This is a genomic window from Geodermatophilus sp. SYSU D01105 (assembly GCF_054050095.1).
The window spans coordinates 1-19,326 of the sequence record NZ_JBJGYR010000007.1 but is presented as its reverse complement, the minus strand read 5'-3'; the positions used below and the strand labels follow the sequence as shown (position 1 = coordinate 19,326).

Below are 19,326 nucleotides of genomic sequence, written 5' to 3'. Positions count from 1 at the left end.
CCACGGGGGCGCGCCCGGTGACGGGCGTGCCGAAAGGACCGCCATGACCGTCCGCGATCTGGTCGTCGACCTCTTCTCCGAGCACCTGGACGCCGTGACCGACCAGCCCGTGCGCCTCCGGGCCCTGGTGACACTGCTCGAGGCGTTCGAGGTCGCGGAGCCCACCACCCGCATGACGACGGCCGCCCTGCGCCGGTCCGGGTGGCTGGCCGCCTCCCGCCGCGGCCGCGAGACGCTCTACACACCGACCGACGACCTGCGGGCCGCCGTCCGTGCCCGGTGGGCCCGGCTCGACGAGCGGCTGGGACCCTGGGACGGCCGCTGGCGGATGGTCATCTACACGGTGCCCGAGACCGACCGGTCGGCCCGGGAACGGGTGCGGCGCACGCTCACCCGCCACGGGTTCGGCCCGCTGGCCCCGGCCACCTGGCTGTCCCCGCACAAGGTCGCGCTCGACGACGTCCGCACCGAGCTGGCCCGGGAGCCGCTGAGCCGGCTGGACCTGCTCACCGCCCAGGTGACCCAGGAGACCGGCGGCTCGGACACCGAGCTGGCCGCCCGGTGCTGGGACCTGCAGGGGGTCGCCGCGGCCTACCGCCGGGTGATCGACGGCATCCGCGCCGTGCTGGCCGGCCCCGCGCCCGACGGGGTCTCGGCACTGGTAACCCACCTGCGGGTCCTCGCCGAGATCCGCCGGGTGGGCGTGAGCGACCCGATGCTCCCCGACGCCCTGCGGCCGCCGGGCTGGCCCGGTGCGGAGCTGTGGGAGGCCTGGCAGGAGCTCTGCGCCCGGCTGCACGGCCCGGCGCGCGAGCACGTGGCCACGCTCGTCACCGGACGGTGGGACGGGCCGGGCGACGAGCAGCCCTGGCCGGCTCAGCGGTGCACGGTGGACATGTCCGGGTAGCGGTCCCCGGCGGTGGCGCCCGCCGGGGCGGCCTCGTCCAGCCGGCGCAGGTCGTCGTCGGTGAGCCGGACGTCGGCGGCGGCAGCGTTCTCCTCCAGGTAGGCCACCCGCTTCGTGCCCGGGATCGGGACGACCGTCGGGTTCCCCCCGCGGTCGCTCTGCGCCATCACCCACGCCAGGGCGAGCTGGGTGGCGGTGACGCCCTTCTCGTCGGCGATCTCGCGGACCCGGTCGACCAGCTCGAGGTTGCGCACGAAGTTCTCGCCCTGGAAGCGCGGGTTGCGTCGGCGGAAGTCGTCGGGGGCCAGGTCGTCGATGCTGCGGATCTGCCCCGAGAGGAAGCCGCGGCCGATCGGCGAGTAGGCGACGAAGCCGATGCCGAGCTCGGCGCAGGTGGCCAGGACGCCGTCGTCCTCGGGGTCGCGGGTCCACAGCGAGTACTCGGTCTGCACGGCCGTCACCGGCGTGACGGCGTGCGCGCGGCGGATGGTCTCCGGCGCGGCCTCCGAGATGCCGAGGTGACGGACCTTCCCCGCCTCGACCAGCTCGCGCAGGGCGCCCCAGGTGTCCTCGACGGGCACGGTGGTGTCGACCCGGTGCTGGTAGTAGAGGTCGATGACGTCGACGCCGAGCCGCTGCAGGGAGGCGTCGCAGGCCCGGCGGACGTAGTCCGGCCGGCCGTTGATCCCGCGGAAGGAGCCGTCCTCGCCGCGCTCGTTGCCGAACTTGGTGGCGAGGACGACCTCGTCGCGGCGACCGGCGATCGCCGCGCCCACCAGTCGCTCGTTGGTGAACGGGCCGTACATGTCGGCCGTGTCGAGGAACGTGACGCCGAGGTCCAGTGCGCGGCGGATGGTCCGCTCGGCCTCGGCCTGGTCACCGGTGCCGTAGAACTCGCTCATCCCCATGCAGCCCAGCCCCTGGGCGGACACGGTCAGGTCTCCGATGGTGCGCGTCTCCATGCCCCTCCCCTGCCCCTGCTGCCCACCCGACAACCGGGTGGTGGTGACCCGGTTGACAGCCGTGACGGGTGGTGTGCGAAGTTAGGGCGCCCTCAGTTAGCCAAGCCTTCCCTCAGGAGCACGATGCGCACCGCCGCCCGGCCGCTGGCCGCCCTCTCCCTCACCGTGGCCACCGCCCTGTCGCTGAGCGCGTGCGGCGAGGGCGAGGACACTGCCGAAGCCGGGACCGCCGCAGCCGAGACCGTCCCCTTCACGTGGGACCGGAACACCGCCGCCGAGGACGAGGAGCCCGTCCTCGAGGAGACTACGGTCGACGTCCCGAAGGACCCCGAGCGGATCGTCGTCTTCGACATGGCCAGCCTCGACACCATCGGCGCGCTCGGCGGCGAGATCGCCGGCGCCCCGCTCGACTCGGTGCCGGGCTACCTCGAGCAGTACCTGGCCGACGACGCCTTCAACGCCGGCACCCTGTTCGAGGCCGACCTGGTCGAGATCGAGTCGCAGCAGCCCGACCTGATCGTGGTCGGTGGCCGCTCCTCGGCGCTGTACGAGGACCTCAGCGAGATCGCCCCGACCGTCGACCTGAGCCTGCGCGGCTCGTACACCGAGACCCTCGAGCGGAACGCCACCTTCCTCGGCGAGGTGCTCGGTGCCGAGGACGAGGCGGCCGCCGCGATCGACGAGATCGAGGCGGGCATCGAGGAGGCGAAGGCCGCCACGGCCCAGGCGGGCACGGGCCTGGGCATCATGGTCTCCGGTGGCGAGCTCAGCGCGATGGCCCCGGCGGGCGAGGACGCGTCCGGGCGCGGCGCGCGCGGCGGGCTGATCTACGACGCGTTCGGCGTGCAGCCCGTGGTCGAGGACATCCAGGCCGCCACGCACGGCGAGCCGGTCTCCTTCGAGTTCCTGCTCGAGACCAACCCCGACCACCTGTGGGTCGTCGACCGCGACGCCGCCACCGGCGAGGAGGGTGCGCAGGCGGCCGCGGCGGTCCTCGACAACGACATCGTCGAGCAGACGACCGCGTTCCAGAACGACCAGATCCACTACCTCGACCCGGTGGCCTGGTACATCGTCTTCGGCGGCATCGACACCACGAAGATCATGATCGACGACGTGCTGCAGATCGCTGCGTGACCAGGTCGCACCTGCCCGAGCACCCCTCCCGTCCCCTGTGACGGCGCTCGACACGACCCCGACGAGCACCCCTGCCCGCGTGCGGCCCGGCCGCACCTGGGTGGGGGTGCTCGTCGGCGTCCTCCTCGCGGTCCTGGCGCTCGCGAGCCTGTTCGTCGGTGTCTCCGACGTGTCCCTCGGGTCGGTCCTCGCCGGCGGGCCGGAGAGCAACGCGGCCTTCCTGCTCGTGGCCAGCCGCATCCCCCGCACCGTCGCCGTGGTCCTCGTCGGCGCCTCCCTGGGCATCGCCGGGCTGATCATGCAGATGCTCGTCCGCAACAAGTTCGTGGAGCCCGGCACGACCGGCGTCAGCGAGTTCGCCACCCTCGGCATGCTGGTCACGATCGTGTTCTTCCCGGGCATGGCCGTCGTCGGGAAGATGGGTGTCGCCGCCGTCTTCGGCCTCGTCGGCACCTGGGTGTTCCTCCGCGTGGTGCGGGTCGTGCCCGTGCGCCAGCTCGTGCTCGTGCCGCTGGTCGGCATCATGCTCGGCGGCGTCGTGGGCGCGGCGACCACCTTCTTCGCCTACCGCCTGGACCTGCTGCAGTCCCTCGGGCAGTGGTCGCAGGGCAGCTTCGCCACGGTCATGCAGGGCCGCTATGAGTTCGTGTGGATCGCAGCGGCCATGGTCGCGGTCGCGTGGTTCGCCGCCGACCGCTTCAGCGTGATCGGGCTCGGTGAGGAGTTCGCGACCAACCTGGGGCTCGACCACCGCCGGTGGGTGGCCGTCGGCATGGTGCTCATCGCGGTGATCACGGCGGCGGTGCTCGTCACGGCGGGCCTGATCCCCTTCCTGGGGCTGGTCGTGCCGAACGTCGTGAGCCTGCTCATCGGCGACAACGTGCGCCGCGCGATCCCGTGGGTCGCCGGGCTGGGGGCGGTGTTCGTCCTGGCCTGCGACATCCTGGCTCGGGTCGTGCGGTTCCCCTACGAGATCCCGCTGTCGGTCATCGTCGGCGTCATCGGCGCGGCGCTGTTCCTCTGGCTGCTGCTGAGACGGGGGAGCCGTGCTCACTGACCCCGCTCCCCCGGCGGCCCGTCCCGCCGCCCCCCGTGCCCGGTTCGCCGCGCGCTGGGCGCAACCCCGGGTCCGCCTGGCCGTGCTCGGCGTCGCGGTCCTGGGTCTGGCCGCCGCCTACTGCTTCACCGACGTCCCCGGCTCGCTCGCCTTCGCGCTGGAGATCCGCAGCCTCACGGTGCTCGCGATGCTCGTCGTCGCGGCGGCGGTCGGCGTCTCGACGGTGGTGTTCCACACGATCACGCAGAACCGCATCCTGACCCCGTCGATCATGGGGTTCGACGCGTTCTACGTGCTGGTCTCGACGGTCATCGTCTTCTCCGCCGGGTCGGCGTCGTTCCTGGCTGCCGACCCGTTCACCCTGTGGATCGTCCAGGTCGTCGTCATGGTGGCCTCCAGCGTCGTCCTGTTCACCTGGTTGTTCGGCGGCAAGCGACGGTCGATCCACCTCATGCTGCTGGTCGGCATCGTGCTGGGCACGTTCTTCCGCAGCTTCACCGAGTGGATGCAGCGGATGCTGGACCCGCTGGACTTCCAGGTGCTCACCGACGCGGTGTTCGCCTCGCTCACGCGCCCCGACGAGGTGCTGCTGGCGCTCACCGCGCTGCTCGTCGCCCTCGGTTGCGTCGCGGTCGTGCCGCTGCTGCGCACCCTGGACGTGCTCACGCTGGGCGAGCCGACGGCCGTGGGTCTGGGCGTCGACCACCGGCGGGTCGTGATGACCCTCTTCACGATCGTCTCGGTGATGATCGCCGCGTCGACGGCGCTGGTCGGTCCCATCCTGTTCTTCGGCCTGATCGTCGCGAACCTGGCCTACTCCTACGCGGGTTCCTTCCGCCACGTGTGGACGGTGCCCACCGCCGTGCTCATCGGCATGGTCTGCCTGCTGGGCGGCCAGCTGGTCCTCGAGCGGGCGTTCGGCTTCGGCGGCACCCTCTCGACGGTCATCGACTTCGCCGGTGGGCTGTTCTTCCTGTACCTCGTCCTGCGGAAGGGGGCGCGGTGATCGCGCTCGAGGGCGCCACGAAGCGCTACAACGGCCAGGCGGTGGTCGACGACCTCTCGATCGGGTTCGGCGCGGAGGGCGTGACGGCGCTCATCGGGCCGAACGGCGCCGGCAAGTCGACCCTGTTCGGGCTGGTGAGCCGCCTCGTCCGGCCCGATGCCGGCCGGGTCACGGTGGACGGGATGGACGTCGCGACGACGCCGTCCTCCGAGCTGGCCAAGGTCCTCGCGGTGCTGCGCCAGGACAACCACGTCGCCGCGCGCCTGACCGTGCACGACCTCGTGGAGTTCGGGCGCTTCCCGCACTCCCGGGGGCGGCTCACGGTGGTCGACCGGGAGCACATCGAGCGCGCGATCGCCTACCTCGACCTGGACCCGTACCGGAACCGGTTCCTCGACGAGCTCTCGGGCGGGCAGCGCCAGCGGGCCTTCATCGCGATGGTGCTCGCGCAGGACACCAAGTACGTCCTGCTCGACGAGCCGCTCAACAACCTGGACCTGCGGCACATGACCGAGATCATGCGGCTGGTCCGGAGGATGGCCGACGAGCTGGGCAAGCGGGTCGTCACCGTGCTGCACGACGTCAACTTCGCGGCGACCTACGCCGACCGCATCGTGGCCATGCGCGACGGGAGCGTCGTCGCGGACGCCCCCGCCCGCGACGTCATGCGCCCCGAGGTGCTCGCGGCGGTCTACGACACCACCGTCGACGTCCGGGAGATCGACGGCCGGCCCGTGGCCCTGTACTACAGCTGAGCGCCGCTGGTCAGCCCCTCCCCCGGGCCCGGCGCCGGTGCGCCACCGCCCCGACGGCCAGGAGCACGCCCCAGCCGAGGAACCACGGGTCCCACAGGAGGACGTGCCAGCGCAGCGCCCGGCTGTCGGCCGGCGGGAGCCCGAACGCGCCGAGCAGCGCGGCCGCGCCGACGAGCACGAGCAGCGCGCCGTGGCCGGCGAGGCCGCCGCCGCTGCCCCGTACCCAGCGACGGCCAGCACCGCAGACCTCGCGGGGGCGGTCACCCTCCCGAGTCTGCAGCAGCCCGCCGCAGGCCCGGTGGACCCGCCGCCGTGCCCGCGGTGTCTGTTCCACGTGGAACCGGCCCGTGTTGCGGCGGTGTGACGTTCTCCCGGCCCCGTCGCGGGGTCCGGGAACCTGGGGTTGGATCAACGACATGTGCGGCCTCTCCGGTGAGATCCGGTTCGACGGCTCCCTGGCCGACACCACCGCCGTGGCGCGGATGGTCGACGCCCTCGTCCCCCGCGGCCCCGACGGCCAGGGCTCGTGGAGCAACGGGCGGGTGGCCTTCGGGCACCGCCGGCTGTCGGTCATCGACCTGTCCCCGCACGGCTCCCAGCCGATGGTGGACAGCGAGCTCGGCCTCACCGCGGTCTTCAACGGGTGCATCTACGACTACAAGGAGCTGCGCGCCGAGCTGGAGGGGCACGGGTACCGCTTCTTCTCCACCAGCGACACCGAGGTGATCCTCAAGGGCTACCACCACTGGGGCACCGACGTGGTCTCGCACCTGCACGGGATGTTCGTCTTCGTCATCCACGAGCGGGACACCGGCCGGGTCGTGCTCGCCCGCGACCGGCTGGGCATCAAGCCGCTCTACCTCGCCGAGACGCCCGGCCGGCTGCGGTTCGCCTCGTCGCTGCCGGCGCTGCTGAAGGCCGGGGACGTCGACACCTCGATCGACCCGGTGGCCCTGCACCACTACCTGACCTGGCACGCCGTCGTGCCGGCGCCGCGGACGATCGTCAACGGCGTCCGGAAGCTCCCGCCGGCCACCGTGCGCGTGGTCGAGGCCGACGGCACCTCCCGGGAGGAGCGCTACTGGAACGCGACCTACGAGCGCCGCCCCGAGCACGCCTCCTGGTCGAACCGGGACTGGGAGGACGCGATCGAGGAGGCGCTGCGGGTCGCCGTCCGGCGGCGGCTGGTCGCCGACATCCCGGTCGGCGTGCTGCTCTCCGGCGGGCTGGACTCGAGCCTGATCGTCGGCCTGCTCGCGCAGGAGGGGCAGACCGGGCTGGCCACGTACTCGATCGGCTTCGAGGCAGTCGGGGGCCGCGAGGGCGACGAGTTCCAGTACTCCGACGTCATCGCCGAGCGGTTCGCCACCGACCACCACCGCATCCGGGTCGCCTCCGACGAGCTCGCGGCCGCCCTCGGGCACGCGATCGGCGCCATGGCCGAGCCGATGGTCAGCCACGACGTCGTCGCCTTCGACCTGCTGTCGGAGCGGGTCAGCCAGTCGATCCGGGTCGTGCAGTCCGGCCAGGGCGCCGACGAGGTCTTCGCCGGCTACCACTGGTACCCGCCGCTGGCCGACGTCGGACGTGGGGAGGCCGTGGAGCGGTACGCCGCGGCCTTCTTCGACCGCGACGCCGCGGACATGGCGCGGCTGGTGGCCGACCGCTACACCTGCGACGGGGACCCCAGCCTGGAGTTCGTCCGGCGGCACATGTCCATGTCCGGCGCCCAGACGGCGGTGGACGCCGCACTGCGCCTCGACAGCGAGGTCATGCTGGTCGACGACCCGGTCAAGCGGGTCGACAACATGTCCATGGCCTGGGGCCTGGAGGCCCGGGTGCCCTTCCTCGACCACGACCTGGTCGAGCTGGCCGCGATGTGCCCGCCGGAGCTCAAGCTGGCCGACGGCGGCAAGGGCGTGCTCAAGGCGATCGGGCGGCGGATCATCCCGCCGGAGGTCATCGACCGCCCGAAGGGCTACTTCCCGGTCCCGGCGATCACCCACCTCCAGGGCAAGGTGCTCGACCTGGTGCGCGACGCGCTCACCGGCGAGGCGGCCCGCGAGCGGGGCCTGTTCCGCCGCGAGTACGTCGACGCGCTGCTGGCCGACCCGAACGGCGAGCTGACGCCGCTGCGGGGCAACAAGCTGTGGCAGCTGGGCCTGCTCGAGCTCTGGCTGCAGACCCACGGGGTGTGAGGGGGCGCGGATGAGTCCCCGCATCGCCGGCCACCGGCGCCGCACCGCCGTCGCCGACACCCCCTCGTTCACCAGCCGCTCGTGGCAGCAGCCCTCGGAGCACCAGCGGCAGGGCATGGGCACCGACGTCGTGCTCGACATGGGCTGGGGGCGGCTGGTCTTCGGCCAGACCTTCGCCGACATGCGCGGCATCGTCGACGCCCTCCGTGCCGAGGAGAGCGGCCGCCGCGACATCTGCATCTACCCGCGCGACCCGCACGTGCTGGTCGGGCTGGCCCCCGACGAGCTGTTCATCGACCCGAGCTACACCTACCGGCTCGACCTGCACCGGTACCGGCCGCGGCCCGAGCTGATCCGGGGCGTCTTCGTCCGGACGGTGACCGCGCTCGCGGAGATGGACGCGGTCAACGACATCTACGCCCGCAACGCCATGGTCACCGGCGACCCGGAGACGATGTGGGCCAACCACCGCACCCGCACGTTCACCTACCTGGTGGCCGAGGACCGGCGCACCGGCCGGATCGTCGGCACGGTCACCGGCGTCGACCACGTGCTCGCCTTCGACGACCCCGAGGGCGGGGCGAGCCTGTGGTGCCTGGCCGTGCACGCCCAGGACGCGCCGCCGGGCACCGGGGAGGCGCTGGTGCGGGTGCTGGCCGAGCGCTACGTCGGCCGCGGGCGGGCCTACCTGGACCTCTCGGTGCTGCACGACAACGCCGGGGCGATCGCGCTGTACCGCAAGCTCGGCTTCCAGCGGACCCCCGCCGTCTGCCTCAAGCGGAAGAACCCGATCAACACGCCGCTGTTCGCCTCCCGCCCCGAGGGCCTGGAGGACCTCAACCCCTACGGGCGGATCATCGCCGAGGAGGCGCTGCGGCGCGGGGTGCGGGTCGAGGTCACCGACGCCGAGTGGGGTGAGATGCGGTTGTCGCTGGGCGGCCGGACCGTGCTCACCCGGGAGTCCCTGTCGGAGTTCACGACCGCGGTCGCCATGAGCCGCTGCGACGACAAACGGGTCACCCGCCGGATCATGGAGCGGGCCGGCGTCCGGGTGCCCCGCGGCGTGCGGGCCGCCGAGGGTGCCCTGGACGACGCCCGGCGGCTGCTCGACGAATGCGGTGAGGTCGTCGTCAAGCCCGCCCGCGGCGAGCAGGGCCGTGGGATCACCGTCGGTGTGACCTCCCCCGAGGCGCTGGAGCGCGCGGTCGGGGTCGCGCTGCAGTTCTGCCCCGACGTGCTCGTCGAGGAGCTGGTCGAGGGCGACGACCTGCGGGTGGTGGTGATCGACCACGAGGTGGTGGCCGCCGCCGTCCGCCGTCCGGCCGAGGTGATCGGTGACGGCCGCAGCCCGGTGACGCAGCTGGTGGAGGCGACCAGCCGGCGCCGGGAGCGGGCCACCGGCGGGGAGTCCCGGATCCCGCTCGACGACACGACCGCCGAGGTGGTCGCCGAGGCCGGGTACGGGATGGACGACGTCCCGCCCACCGGCGAGCGCATCCGGGTCCGCCGGACGGCGAACCTGCACACCGGCGGCACGATCGAGGACGTCACCGACCGGCTGCACCCCGCGATCGCGCAGGCGGCGGTCCGGGCCAGCCGGGCGATCGGCATCCCGGTGACCGGGCTGGACTTCCTCGTGCCCGACGTCGAGGGAGCCGAGCACGTGTTCATCGAGGCCAACGAGCGGCCCGGGCTGGCCAACCACGAGCCGCAGCCGACCGTCGAGCGCTTCGTGGACCTGCTGTTCCCGGAGACCCGCCGCCGCTGAGGGAGGACCCCGGGGAGGTCCCCGCCGGGCGGCCGTCGGGGGTGAGGATGGGCGCGTGGCGTACGTGATGGCGGCTCTCGGGGGTGTCCTGGGTGCCCTGGCGCGATGGGGGGTCACCGAGGCCCTCCCCTCCCGCCCGGGGACCTGGCCGTGGGCCACGCTGCTGGTCAACCTCACCGGCTGCCTGGTGCTCGGCGTCCTGCTGGGCGCGGTGTTCGCCGTCCACCCCGACCACCCCTGGCTGCGCCCCTTCCTGGGCACCGGCGTCCTCGGCGGCTACACGACGTTCTCGACCTTCGCCGTGGAGACCGTCGAGCTGGTCGACGTCGGCGCGTGGGGCACCGCGGCGGCCTACGTGGCGGCGTCGGTCCTCGGCGGGGTGCTCACCGCGGCCACCGGGGTGGTGCTCGGCAGGGCCCTGGCCCCGCGGCCGGTGCCGAGGAGCGCCGAGGTCGCTGTCGAGGAGGAGGTCGCGTGACCGCGTTGCTGGTGGCCGCCGGCGCCCTCGTGGGTGCGCCGCTGCGGCTGCTCGCCGAACGGCTCGCCGTCGGCCGGCGCGGCCGGGGCAGTGTCGCGGGGACCCTGGCGGTCAACGTCGCCGGCAGCGCGGTCCTGGGCGTCCTGCTCGGGCTGCGGTCGGTTCCCCCGGCCGTCGTCGTGCTGGTCGGCACCGGCTTCTGCGGCACCCTGACGACCTTCTCCACGTACGGCAACGACGTCGTCCGGCTGGTCGAGGAGCGGGCCCTGGCCCGGGCGCTGGCCTACGCGGCCGGCAGCGTCGTGCTGGGGCTGGGCGCGGCCGCGGGCGCCTACGCCCTGGCCCGGGGATGAGGGTTGCGGCTGCCGCCGGGGACGGCGGTCAGTAGGGTCGGGGGCGGTATGGCGGACACAGCGGCAGGCAGCGAGCGGGCGGACAGCCCGGTCGTCGTGGTGGCCAACCGGCTGCCGGTCGACCAGGTGACCGATGCGGACGGGACGACGCGCTGGCAGCGCAGCCCCGGCGGGCTGGTGACCGCCCTGGAGCCGTTCGTCGCCGGCCGCGGGGGCGCCTGGGTGGGCTGGTCGGGGTCGGCCGGTGAGGCGCCGGAGCCGTTCGAGTCCGGGGGCATGTCGCTGATCCCGGTCGAGCTCTCCGAGGAGGAGGTCGACCGCTACTACGAGGGCATGTCCAACGCCTCCTTGTGGCCGCTCTACCACGACGTCGTCGAGAAGCCCGAGTACCACCGCACGTGGTGGGACACCTACGTGCAGGTCAACAAGCGCTTCGCCGATCGGGCCGCCGAGGTCGCCGCCGAGGGCGCGATCGTGTGGGTCCACGACTACCAGCTTCAGCTGGTCCCGGCGATGCTGCGGCAGCGGCGGCCGGACCTGACCATCGGCTTCTTCCTGCACATCCCGTTCCCGCCCTACGAGCTGTTCACCCAGCTGCCGTGGCGCTCGGCGATCGTGGAGGGCCTGCTCGGGGCCGACCTGGTCGGGTTCCAGCGGCCCAGTGCGGCGGCCAACTTCGTCCAGCTGGCCCGCCGGCTGCACGAGCTCCCGGCGCGGGGACAGACCATCGAGTACGACGGCCGGACGGTCACCGCGCGGGCGTTCCCCATCTCCATCGACGTCGCCGCCTTCGACGAGCTCGCCGGCTCCCCCGAGGTGGTCCAGCGGGCCAAGGAGATCCGGGCCGAGCTCGGCAACCCCGACAAGATCATCCTCGGGGTCGACCGGCTGGACTACACCAAGGGCATCGCCGTCCGGCTCAACGCCTTCCAGGAGCTGCTCGAGGACGGCGTGCTGGAAGCCCCGCAGACGGTGATGGTCCAGGTGGCCACGCCGAGCCGGGAGCGCGTCGAGCACTACGTGCACATGCGCGAGACGATCGAGCAGCAGGTCGGGCACATCAACGGCGTCTTCGGCACGCTCGGCGGCCCGGCCGTGCACTACATCAACCAGTCGGTGCCCCGCGAGGAGCTGGCCGCCCTCTACCGTGCCGCCGACGTCATGCTGGTCACCCCGTACCGGGACGGCATGAACCTGGTCGCCAAGGAGTACGTCGCCGCCCGCAGCGACCTGGGCGGAGCGCTGGTCCTGTCGGAGTTCGCCGGCGCGGCGGCCGAGCTCAAGCAGGCGTTCCTGGTGAACCCGCACGACATCGCCGGCGTGAAGAACCAGCTGGTGCGGGCGTTGCGCGCGGAGCCCGACGAGCTGGCCAAGCGGATGCGCGCCATGCGCCGCCACCTGGCCAAGAACGACCTCGAGCACTGGGCCACGTCCTTCTTCGACGCGCTGCGCGCCCAGGCGTGACCGCCGTCCCCGCGGACCTGACCGCCGCACTCCGCGAGCTCGCCGGACGGCGGCCGCTGCTGGTGGCCAGCGACTACGACGGCGTGCTCGCCCCGCTGGTGGGCGACCCCTCGGAGGCGGTCCCCTCCCCCGGTGTCGCCGAGGCACTGGCCCGCGTGGCCGCCCGGCCCGGCGTCGTCCTCGCCCTGGTCAGCGGCCGCGGTGTCGCCGACCTGCGGGAGGTCAGCGGGCTGACCGGCCCCTACCGCTGGGTGGGCAGCCACGGTGCGGAGTTCGACGGCCCGCTGACCGGCGAGCTCGCCGGCCGGCGCGACGCCCTCGCCGAGCGGCTGGCGCCCCTCGTCGCCGCCGTCCCCGGGGCCCGACTGGAGGTCAAGCCGGCCAGCGTGGCGGTGCACGTGCGCCAGGTGGCGGACCGCGCCGCGGCCGCCACCCTGCTGACCGAGGCCGATGCCGCAGCAGATCCGTCACTGACGAAGAAGCCCGGCAAGGAGGTGCTCGAGCTCGCCGTCACCGACGCCGACAAGGGCCGGGCCCTCCGTCGGTTGCGCGACGAGGTCGGTGCCGCCGCGGCGGTCTACCTCGGGGACGACCGCACCGACGAGGACGCCTTCCGCGCCCTGCTTCCGGGCGACGTCTCGGTGAAGGTCGGGGAGGGGGAGACCGCGGCCCGTTTCCGCGTCGCCGGCCTCGACGTCGTCGTCCGCCTCCTCGAGGACCTGGCCGACCTGCTGGCCTGACCCCGGCGTGGCGCGGAACCGGCTGGGGTCGCCGCTGCCCGCGCGGGCGGCGACCGGCCACTCGTCGTCTACAACTCCCCGCCTCCTCCGCGCCATCGGAGCGAAAGGCACCCGGGATCGCGCCGGTGACCGTTCCGATCCTGTCGACAAAGGACTTCCCGGGCGGCGGTGACCGCAGGTCCGGAAAACGATCCTGCACGATTCCGCACCCGCTGCATCCGGCGTCGGGGCGAACTCCTGGAATGGCTCCACACTATGGCCCGGCGCACATCCGGCGCTCCTCGCCATCGGCCTCCCAGGAGGGGTCCCGTGTTCTCCCCCACCATTCCCGCTCCACCCTCCGGCGGCCGTGCCCGCTGGTTCGACGACCGGCCGGTCGGTGTCCGGATCGGCGCGGTCGTCGCGCTGCTCGCCGTCGTCGTCCTCGCGACCAACGCCCTCGCGGTGCTCCGGATCTCCGAGATGCGGACGCACCAGGAGACGATCTACACCGAGAACCTCGAGCCGCTCAACGCCCTCTCGGCCGTCCAGCGGGCGACCGCCGCGCACCGGGCCCGCGTGCTCGAGTACGCCGTCTCCGACCCGGCGCGGCGCGTGGAGCTGCGCGGCGAGATGGACGAGAAGCAGGCCGACGTCGACGCGGCGCTCGCCGAGTACCAGCCCTACGTCATCGACCAGGCGGCGATGGACAAGTACCTCGGCGCCCGCGAGGAGTTCCTCAGCACGAACGAGACCCAGCTGTTCCCCGCCGCCGACCGCGGGGACCTCGCGGCCTACGCGGCGATCTACCGGGAGGTCTCCAGCCCGCTGCTCACCGACATCGCCGACGGCCTCGAGGAGGAGGGCGTCGCCCAGTCCGCGCAGGCCGCCACCCGGAACGTGGACGCCGCTGACCGGGCCGACTCGGCCGTCACCACGCTCGTCGTGAGCGCCCTGGTCGCGACCGCGCTCGCCGGCGCGCTGACCGTGGTCGTCGTCCGCCGGATCACCCGGACCGTGCGCGCGGTGCAGGGGGTGGCCGAGGCCATGGCCTCCGGCGACCTGCGCCGGAGCACCGGCGTGCACTCCCGTGACGAGCTCGGGCAGATGGCGGCCTCGCTGGACACGGCCCAGGAGAGCCTGCGCGCGGTGCTGGCCGAGGTGGCCTCGTCGGCCGACGCGGTCGCGGCGTCGTCGGAGGAGCTGTCGGCGTCGTCGGCGCAGATCGCCGTCTCGGCGGAGGAGACCTCGGCCCAGTCGGGCGTGGTGGCCGGCGCTGCCGAGGAGGTCTCGCGCAGCGTGGCGACGGTGGCCGCCGGTGCCGAGCAGATGGGCGCCAGCATCCGGGAGATCGCCACGAACGCCGCGGAGGCCTCCGACGTGGCCGCGCGGGCGGTGACCGCGGCGGAGACGACCACGGCGACGGTGGCCAAGCTGGGGGAGTCCTCGGCCGAGATCGGCAACGTGGTGAAGGTGATCACCTCGATCGCCGAGCAGACCAACCTGCTGGCGCTCAACGCCACCATCGAGGCCGCCCGCGCCGGGGAGGCGGGCAAGGGCTTCGCGGTGGTGGCCAACGAGGTCAAGGAGCTGGCGCAGGAGACGGCCAAGGCCACCGAGGACATCGCCAAGCGCGTGCAGGCGATCCAGGGCGACACGACCGCCGCGGTGACCGCCATCGAGGAGATCTCGCAGGTCGTGGCCCAGATCTCCGATCGGCAGACCACCATCGCCTCGGCCGTCGAGGAGCAGACCGCGACCACCGCGGAGATGTCCCGGTCGGTCGCCGAGGCCGCCGGCGGCTCGGGCCAGATCGCCGAGAACATCGGTAGCGTCTCCACCGCCGCGGACTCGACCACGCAGGCCCTCGCCCAGACCCGGACGGCGGTGGACGAGCTCTCCCGCATGGCCTCGGGGCTGCGGACGGCGGTGGGCCGCTTCACCTACTGACCGTCCCCGGGGCGGGGAGAGCGCGAGCTCCCCCCGCCCCGGAATGGTCGCGATCAGCGCACGTCAAGTCGACAAAGAACCCGGGGGGAGGCGGTCACCGACAATTCTCGGTCGAGCCCCGCGACACGCACGTCGATGCGCAACACAACCGTGCGGAATGCCTGACGATGGCGCCGCACCCCAGTACTCCTGCAGGTACCAGAGAATCCGTGGAATGGCCTCGGGGCGCATCGACAGTCCCCGCGCACAACCCCAGGAGCACCACATGGCCGTTCCCCTCACGACGACCGCGCACCGGCGCAGCGGTCGTGGGTCCACCGATCGGCCCCCCACCCTCACGCTGGCACCTGCGGACGCGGTGGCGGCGAGCTCGGAGGAGATCGGGGCCCCGATCAAGGAGATCGGGATCACCGCGGCCGAGGCCTCCGACGTGGCCACGCTCGGCGACACCTCCCGGGAGATGGGCGACGCCGTGGAGGTGGTCGTCAGCACCGCCGAGCAGACGAGCCTGCCGGCGCTCGACGCCACCATCGAGGCCGCCCGGGCCGGGGAGGCCGGGAAGGGCTTCGTCGTCGTGGCCAGCGAGGTCGAGGAGGCGGCGCCGGAGACGGCGGAGGCCACGGAGGACACCACCCGCCGCGTGCAGGCGATCCGGACCCCCACCACCGCCGAGATGTCCCGGTCGGTCCACGAGGCGGCGACCGGCTCGGGCGGGACCGCCGTGGACACCACCGGCGTCTCCAGCGCCGTCGGCTCGACCACCCAGGCCGTGACGCAGACGCACACCGCGGTCGACGAGCTGCCCCGGATGGCCGCCGACCTGCGCACCGCCGTCGGCCGCCTCCCCCACTGACCACCCGGGCCGGCGCGGCGTCTTCCCCCGCCGCGCCTGCCCGGCGGCCCCTCCCTCCCCTCCCCTGATCCTCGAGGACCCGTCATGACCACCCGCTCCACCCCGTCCCGCACCGCACCGGTGCGGGCCCCCCACCGCTCCTGGTGGGGTGACCTCGGCGTCCGCACCAAGGTCCTGGCCGCCGTCGCCGTCGCCGCCCTCGCCGCCCTCGTGGTCGGCGTCGTGGGCCTCGGCGCCCTCGGCAGCGCGGCCGACCGCACCCAGGAGATGTACGAGCGGAACGTCATCGGTACGCAGCTGGCGCAGGAGATCCGCTTCCAGTTCCTGAACAGCCGCTTCCAGTCGACCAACAGCACCTACTCCCCCAACGCCGAGCTGAAGCAGCAGTACCTGGCCGCGCGTGACGACGCCCGCGCCGACCTGTCGGACGCCGGGGACCGGATGCGCACCGTGGTCGCGGCCGACCCGCAGGTCAGCGAGGCGCTCGAGAGCTCGCTCAGCGCGATCGAGGACTACATCGAGCTCGGCGACCAGCTGGACTCGCTGGCCGCGCAGGGCCGCATGGAGGAGTTCAACGCGCTGCGTCAGAACGAGGTCGTCCCGTTGAGTCAGGAGATCGTCGAGGACCTGCAGGGGCTCACCGACCTCCTGGCCGACACCGCGTCGGCGGAGGCCGTCGCGGCGACCGACGCCTACGAGAGCACGCGGACGACGCTGCTCGCGGTCCTGGTCGTGGGCCTGGTGGCCGCGCTGGGCATCGGCTTCGCCATCGCGCGCTCGTTCGCGGGCGGCCTGCGGCGCATGCAGGACTCCGCCGAGGCCCTGGCCCGCGGTGACCTGACCCGGGCCACCGGCCTGCGCACCCGCGACGAGGTCGGCCGCGCCGGCGCGGCGCTGGACGAGGCCGTCGGTGCCATGCGTGAGGTGCTGGGGTCGGTGGCGGCGTCGGCGGACGCGGTGGCGGCCAGTTCGGAGGAGTTGAGCGCCTCGTCGGCGCAGATCTCGGCCTCGGCGGAGGAGACCTCCGCGCAGTCGGGTGTGGTGGCCTCGGCGGCGGAGGAGGTCAGCCGGAACGTGCAGACCGTGGCCGCCGGCGCCGAGCAGATGGGCGCCAGCATCCGGGAGATCGCCACGAACGCCGCGGAGGCCTCCGACGTGGCCGCGCGGGCGGTGACCGCGGCGGAGACGACCACGGCGACGGTGGCCAAGCTGGGGGAGTCCTCGATCGAGATCGGCAACGTGGTGAAGGTGATCACCTCGATCGCCGAGCAGACCAACCTGCTGGCGCTCAACGCCACCATCGAGGCCGCCCGGGCCGGGGAGGCGGGCAAGGGCTTCGCGGTGGTGGCCAACGAGGTCAAGGAGCTGGCGCAGGAGACGGCCAAGGCGACCGAGGACATCGCCCGCCGGGTGGAGGCGATCCAGGGCGACACGACCGCGGCGGTGACCGCGATCGGGGAGATCTCCTCGATCGTGGCGCAGATCTCCGATCGGCAGACCACCATCGCCTCGGCGGTGGAGGAGCAGACGGCCACCACCAACGAGATGTCCCGGTCGGTGACCGAGGCCGCCGGCTGTGCCGGGGAGATCGCGCAGAACATCACCGGGGTCTCGGAGGCCGCCGGGGCCACGACGCAGGCGCTGACCCAGACCCGCACCGCGGTGGACGAGCTGTCCCGGATGGCCGCCGAGCTGCGCACCAGCGTCACCCGCTTCACCTACTGAGCAACCACCTGCGGAGCGCCCGACCGGTCCACCGGTCGGGCGCTCCGTCGTTCCTCCACATGGGCCGCCGGGTCGACGCCGAATGGGCCGAGCGTCCGTGCGGAATGGCGTCAAGTCGACAGACGGAGGCCGGTGGCCGACATCTCTGAGCCATCCTCCCGACACCCCGGAAATGGCAGGGGCGGAGTTGTCCGTCGTCCTGGTTCCCTCTGCAGCACCACCCGTCCCGCGTGTCCCGCCGTTCCGTCCGTCCGTGGGACCGGGTGCCTCGCGGCCAGGCCCGCCGCCCACCACCGCTCGACCCGCCCAGGCAGGAGCTCCACCCGACGACCGTTGCGGTGACCGCGATCGGGGAGATCTCCGCGATCGTCGCGCAGATCAGCGACCGGCAGACCGCCATCGCCTCGGCGGTGGAGGAGCAGACCGCCACGACCAACGAGATGTCCCGCTCGGTCAACGAGGCGGCGGCCGGCTCCGGGGAGATCGCCGCGAACACCACCGGCGTCTCCGGTGCGGCCGAGTCGACCACCCAGACCCGCACGGCCGGGGACGAGCTCTCCCGGATGGCCGCCGACCTCCGCACCAGCGCGGGCCGCTCCACCTACTGACCCACCGCTCACCGAGAGGCCGCACGGACGACGTCCGTGCGGCCTCTCGGCGTCCCGTGTCGACAATGGCGGGAACGGCACCGAACTGCGGCCGTCGACATGTGTCCGTGTTCCTCGGAATGGTGCCGGAGGTCCACCTGTGAGAGTGCGACCAGGAACTCAGTAAATTCAGGACCAAGGTCCCTGAAATGGCTGTGGGTGTTGCCGAAGAGAACTGAGCGGGTCGACGGAGACCCGATCCCGTCGACCACCCACCAGTCCAGGAGACGCCACATGAGCACCACCGCACCGCCCGTCGCCGACCGCCGGTCCGGCGGCTGGTTCGCCGACCGCCCCCTCGGCGTGAAGATCGGTGCGGCCCTGGCCGTGCTCGCCGCGGTCGCGATCGGCATGACCGTCCTCGCGGTCAGTCGGATCAACGCCCTCGACGCGGCGTCGACCCGGATCAACGAGAACGTCGTCACCCTGGCGGACCTGTCCAACATCCAGCGCTCCTGGCAGGGCGACCGGTCCCGCTACAACTCCTACCCGCTGGCTGACGCGCAGACCCGCGCCGCGCTGCGAGCCGACCTGGCCGAGCGGCGGACGACGATCGACGGCCAGCTGGACGCCTATGCCGAGGTGACCGTCAACCGGGAGGCGTTCGAGGTCTTCCGCGGCCACGTGACGGACTACTACGAGATCGCCGAGGGCCAGCTGGTCCCGGCCGCGGATGCCGGCGACCTGCGGGCCGCCGCCGCGCTGATCACCGGACCGCTGCAGGACACCTCGGACGTGCTGATGGACGAGTACAACGCCATGCAGGAGCGGCGGGTGGCGGCCGGCCAGGCCGACACCGACGACGCCAGCGCCATCGCCTCGTCCGCCGTCCTCACCCTGTGGGTCGCCCTGGCCGCGGGTGTCGCCGTCGCCGGTGCGCTGACCGTGTTCGTCGTCCGCCGCATCGTGTCCACCGTCACGTCGGTGCAGCGGTCGGTGGAGGCCCTCGCCGAGGGGGACCTGACGGTCGCGCCGGAGGTGCGCGGCCGGGACGAGCTGGGCCGGATGGCCGGCGCGCTCACCGTCGCACAGGGCAACCTCCGCGGGGTGCTGGGGTCGGTGGCGGCGTCGGCGGACGCGGTGGCGGCCAGTTCGGAGGAGTTGAGCGCCTCGTCGGCGCAGATCTCGGCCTCGGCGGAGGAGACCTCCGCGCAGTCGGGTGTGGTGGCCTCGGCGGCGGAGGAGGTCAGCCGGAACGTGCAGACCGTGGCCGCCGGCGCCGAGCAGATGGGCGCCAGCATCCGGGAGATCGCCACGAACGCCGCGGAGGCCTCCGACGTGGCCGCGCGGGCGGTGACCGCGGCGGAGACGACCACGGCGACGGTGGCCAAGCTGGGGGAGTCCTCG

At 73.2% G+C, this 19,326-nt stretch carries 18 protein-coding genes; 16 read left to right on the top strand and 2 right to left on the bottom strand.

The window, feature by feature from the left end; translation table 11 throughout:
• The first annotated feature begins 43 nt into the window (after positions 1-43).
• A complete protein-coding gene (locus tag ACI79I_RS08095) occupies positions 44-907 on the top strand; it encodes a PaaX family transcriptional regulator (RefSeq protein ID WP_456991802.1) in 864 nt (287 codons plus the stop codon).
• On the opposite strand, the gene ACI79I_RS08090 is transcribed toward ACI79I_RS08095, so the two are convergent.
• Positions 877-1,869: an aldo/keto reductase gene (locus ACI79I_RS08090; RefSeq protein WP_456991801.1), complete on the bottom strand. Its 993-nt coding sequence runs from the start codon at positions 1,867-1,869 to the stop codon at positions 877-879. The genes ACI79I_RS08095 and ACI79I_RS08090 overlap by 31 nt on opposite strands.
• A gap of 123 nt (positions 1,870-1,992) precedes the next feature.
• On the opposite strand from ACI79I_RS08090, the gene ACI79I_RS08085 reads away from it, so the two are divergent.
• From ACI79I_RS08085 to ACI79I_RS08070, 4 genes are all read left to right on the top strand, one after another.
• On the top strand, positions 1,993-3,006 hold the full coding sequence (locus ACI79I_RS08085; RefSeq protein ID WP_456991800.1) for a siderophore ABC transporter substrate-binding protein: 1,014 nt from the start codon (positions 1,993-1,995) through the stop codon (positions 3,004-3,006).
• Positions 3,007-3,085: 79 nt separating this feature from the next.
• Entirely contained in the window at positions 3,086-4,063 is a 978-nt protein-coding gene (locus ACI79I_RS08080; protein WP_456991798.1) for an ABC transporter permease, read from the top strand.
• Complete coding sequence (locus ACI79I_RS08075; RefSeq protein ID WP_456991797.1) at positions 4,053-5,069, top strand: iron chelate uptake ABC transporter family permease subunit; 1,017 nt, start codon at positions 4,053-4,055, stop codon at positions 5,067-5,069. Before ACI79I_RS08080 ends, ACI79I_RS08075 begins: the two co-directional genes overlap by 11 nt.
• Positions 5,066-5,824: an iron ABC transporter ATP-binding protein gene (locus ACI79I_RS08070; protein WP_456991796.1), complete on the top strand. Its 759-nt coding sequence runs from the start codon at positions 5,066-5,068 to the stop codon at positions 5,822-5,824. The genes ACI79I_RS08075 and ACI79I_RS08070 overlap by 4 nt, the downstream gene beginning before the upstream one ends.
• Before the next feature lie 10 nt (positions 5,825-5,834).
• Here the strand turns inward: ACI79I_RS08070 and ACI79I_RS08065 are convergent, their stop codons facing one another.
• Complete coding sequence (locus ACI79I_RS08065) at positions 5,835-6,158, bottom strand: hypothetical protein (RefSeq protein WP_456991795.1); 324 nt, start codon at positions 6,156-6,158, stop codon at positions 5,835-5,837.
• 82 nt (positions 6,159-6,240) lie between these two features.
• Between ACI79I_RS08065 and ACI79I_RS08060 the strand changes: the two genes are divergently transcribed.
• The 11 genes from ACI79I_RS08060 to ACI79I_RS08010 all read left to right on the top strand — a co-directional run.
• Complete coding sequence (locus ACI79I_RS08060; protein ID WP_456991794.1) at positions 6,241-8,022, top strand: N-acetylglutaminylglutamine amidotransferase; 1,782 nt, start codon at positions 6,241-6,243, stop codon at positions 8,020-8,022.
• A 10-nt stretch (positions 8,023-8,032) separates the two neighbouring features.
• Positions 8,033-9,790 carry an N-acetylglutaminylglutamine synthetase gene (gene ngg / locus ACI79I_RS08055; protein ID WP_456991793.1) on the top strand — a complete coding sequence of 586 codons (1,758 nt, stop codon included), beginning with the start codon at positions 8,033-8,035 and terminating at the stop codon, positions 9,788-9,790.
• Positions 9,791-9,845: 55 nt separating this feature from the next.
• The gene (gene crcB, locus ACI79I_RS08050) at positions 9,846-10,268 is read left to right on the top strand and encodes a fluoride efflux transporter CrcB (protein ID WP_456991792.1); all 423 of its coding nucleotides are present in this window, start codon (positions 9,846-9,848) and stop codon (positions 10,266-10,268) included.
• A complete protein-coding gene (locus ACI79I_RS08045; RefSeq protein WP_456991791.1) occupies positions 10,265-10,621 on the top strand; it encodes a fluoride efflux transporter FluC in 357 nt (118 codons plus the stop codon). Before crcB ends, ACI79I_RS08045 begins: the two co-directional genes overlap by 4 nt.
• A gap of 48 nt (positions 10,622-10,669) precedes the next feature.
• Complete coding sequence (locus ACI79I_RS08040) at positions 10,670-12,085, top strand: alpha,alpha-trehalose-phosphate synthase (UDP-forming) (RefSeq protein ID WP_456991790.1); 1,416 nt, start codon at positions 10,670-10,672, stop codon at positions 12,083-12,085.
• Positions 12,082-12,825, top strand: coding sequence for a trehalose-phosphatase (otsB, locus tag ACI79I_RS08035; RefSeq protein WP_456991789.1), 744 nt, complete (start codon positions 12,082-12,084; stop codon positions 12,823-12,825). Before ACI79I_RS08040 ends, otsB begins: the two co-directional genes overlap by 4 nt.
• Positions 12,826-13,134: 309 nt before the next feature.
• Positions 13,135-14,754 carry a methyl-accepting chemotaxis protein gene (locus ACI79I_RS08030; protein ID WP_456991788.1) on the top strand — a complete coding sequence of 540 codons (1,620 nt, stop codon included), beginning with the start codon at positions 13,135-13,137 and terminating at the stop codon, positions 14,752-14,754.
• A gap of 265 nt (positions 14,755-15,019) precedes the next feature.
• Positions 15,020-15,607 (top strand): methyl-accepting chemotaxis protein, encoded by a 588-nt coding sequence (locus ACI79I_RS08025; RefSeq protein WP_456991787.1) that lies wholly within the window; start codon positions 15,020-15,022, stop codon positions 15,605-15,607.
• A gap of 84 nt (positions 15,608-15,691) precedes the next feature.
• Positions 15,692-17,332: a methyl-accepting chemotaxis protein gene (locus ACI79I_RS08020; protein WP_456991786.1), complete on the top strand. Its 1,641-nt coding sequence runs from the start codon at positions 15,692-15,694 to the stop codon at positions 17,330-17,332.
• 338 nt (positions 17,333-17,670) lie between these two features.
• A complete protein-coding gene (locus tag ACI79I_RS08015; RefSeq protein ID WP_456991785.1) occupies positions 17,671-17,940 on the top strand; it encodes a methyl-accepting chemotaxis protein in 270 nt (89 codons plus the stop codon).
• A gap of 273 nt (positions 17,941-18,213) precedes the next feature.
• The coding region (locus tag ACI79I_RS08010; RefSeq protein WP_456991784.1) for a HAMP domain-containing protein at positions 18,214-19,326 on the top strand (1,113 nt) is incomplete at its 3' end.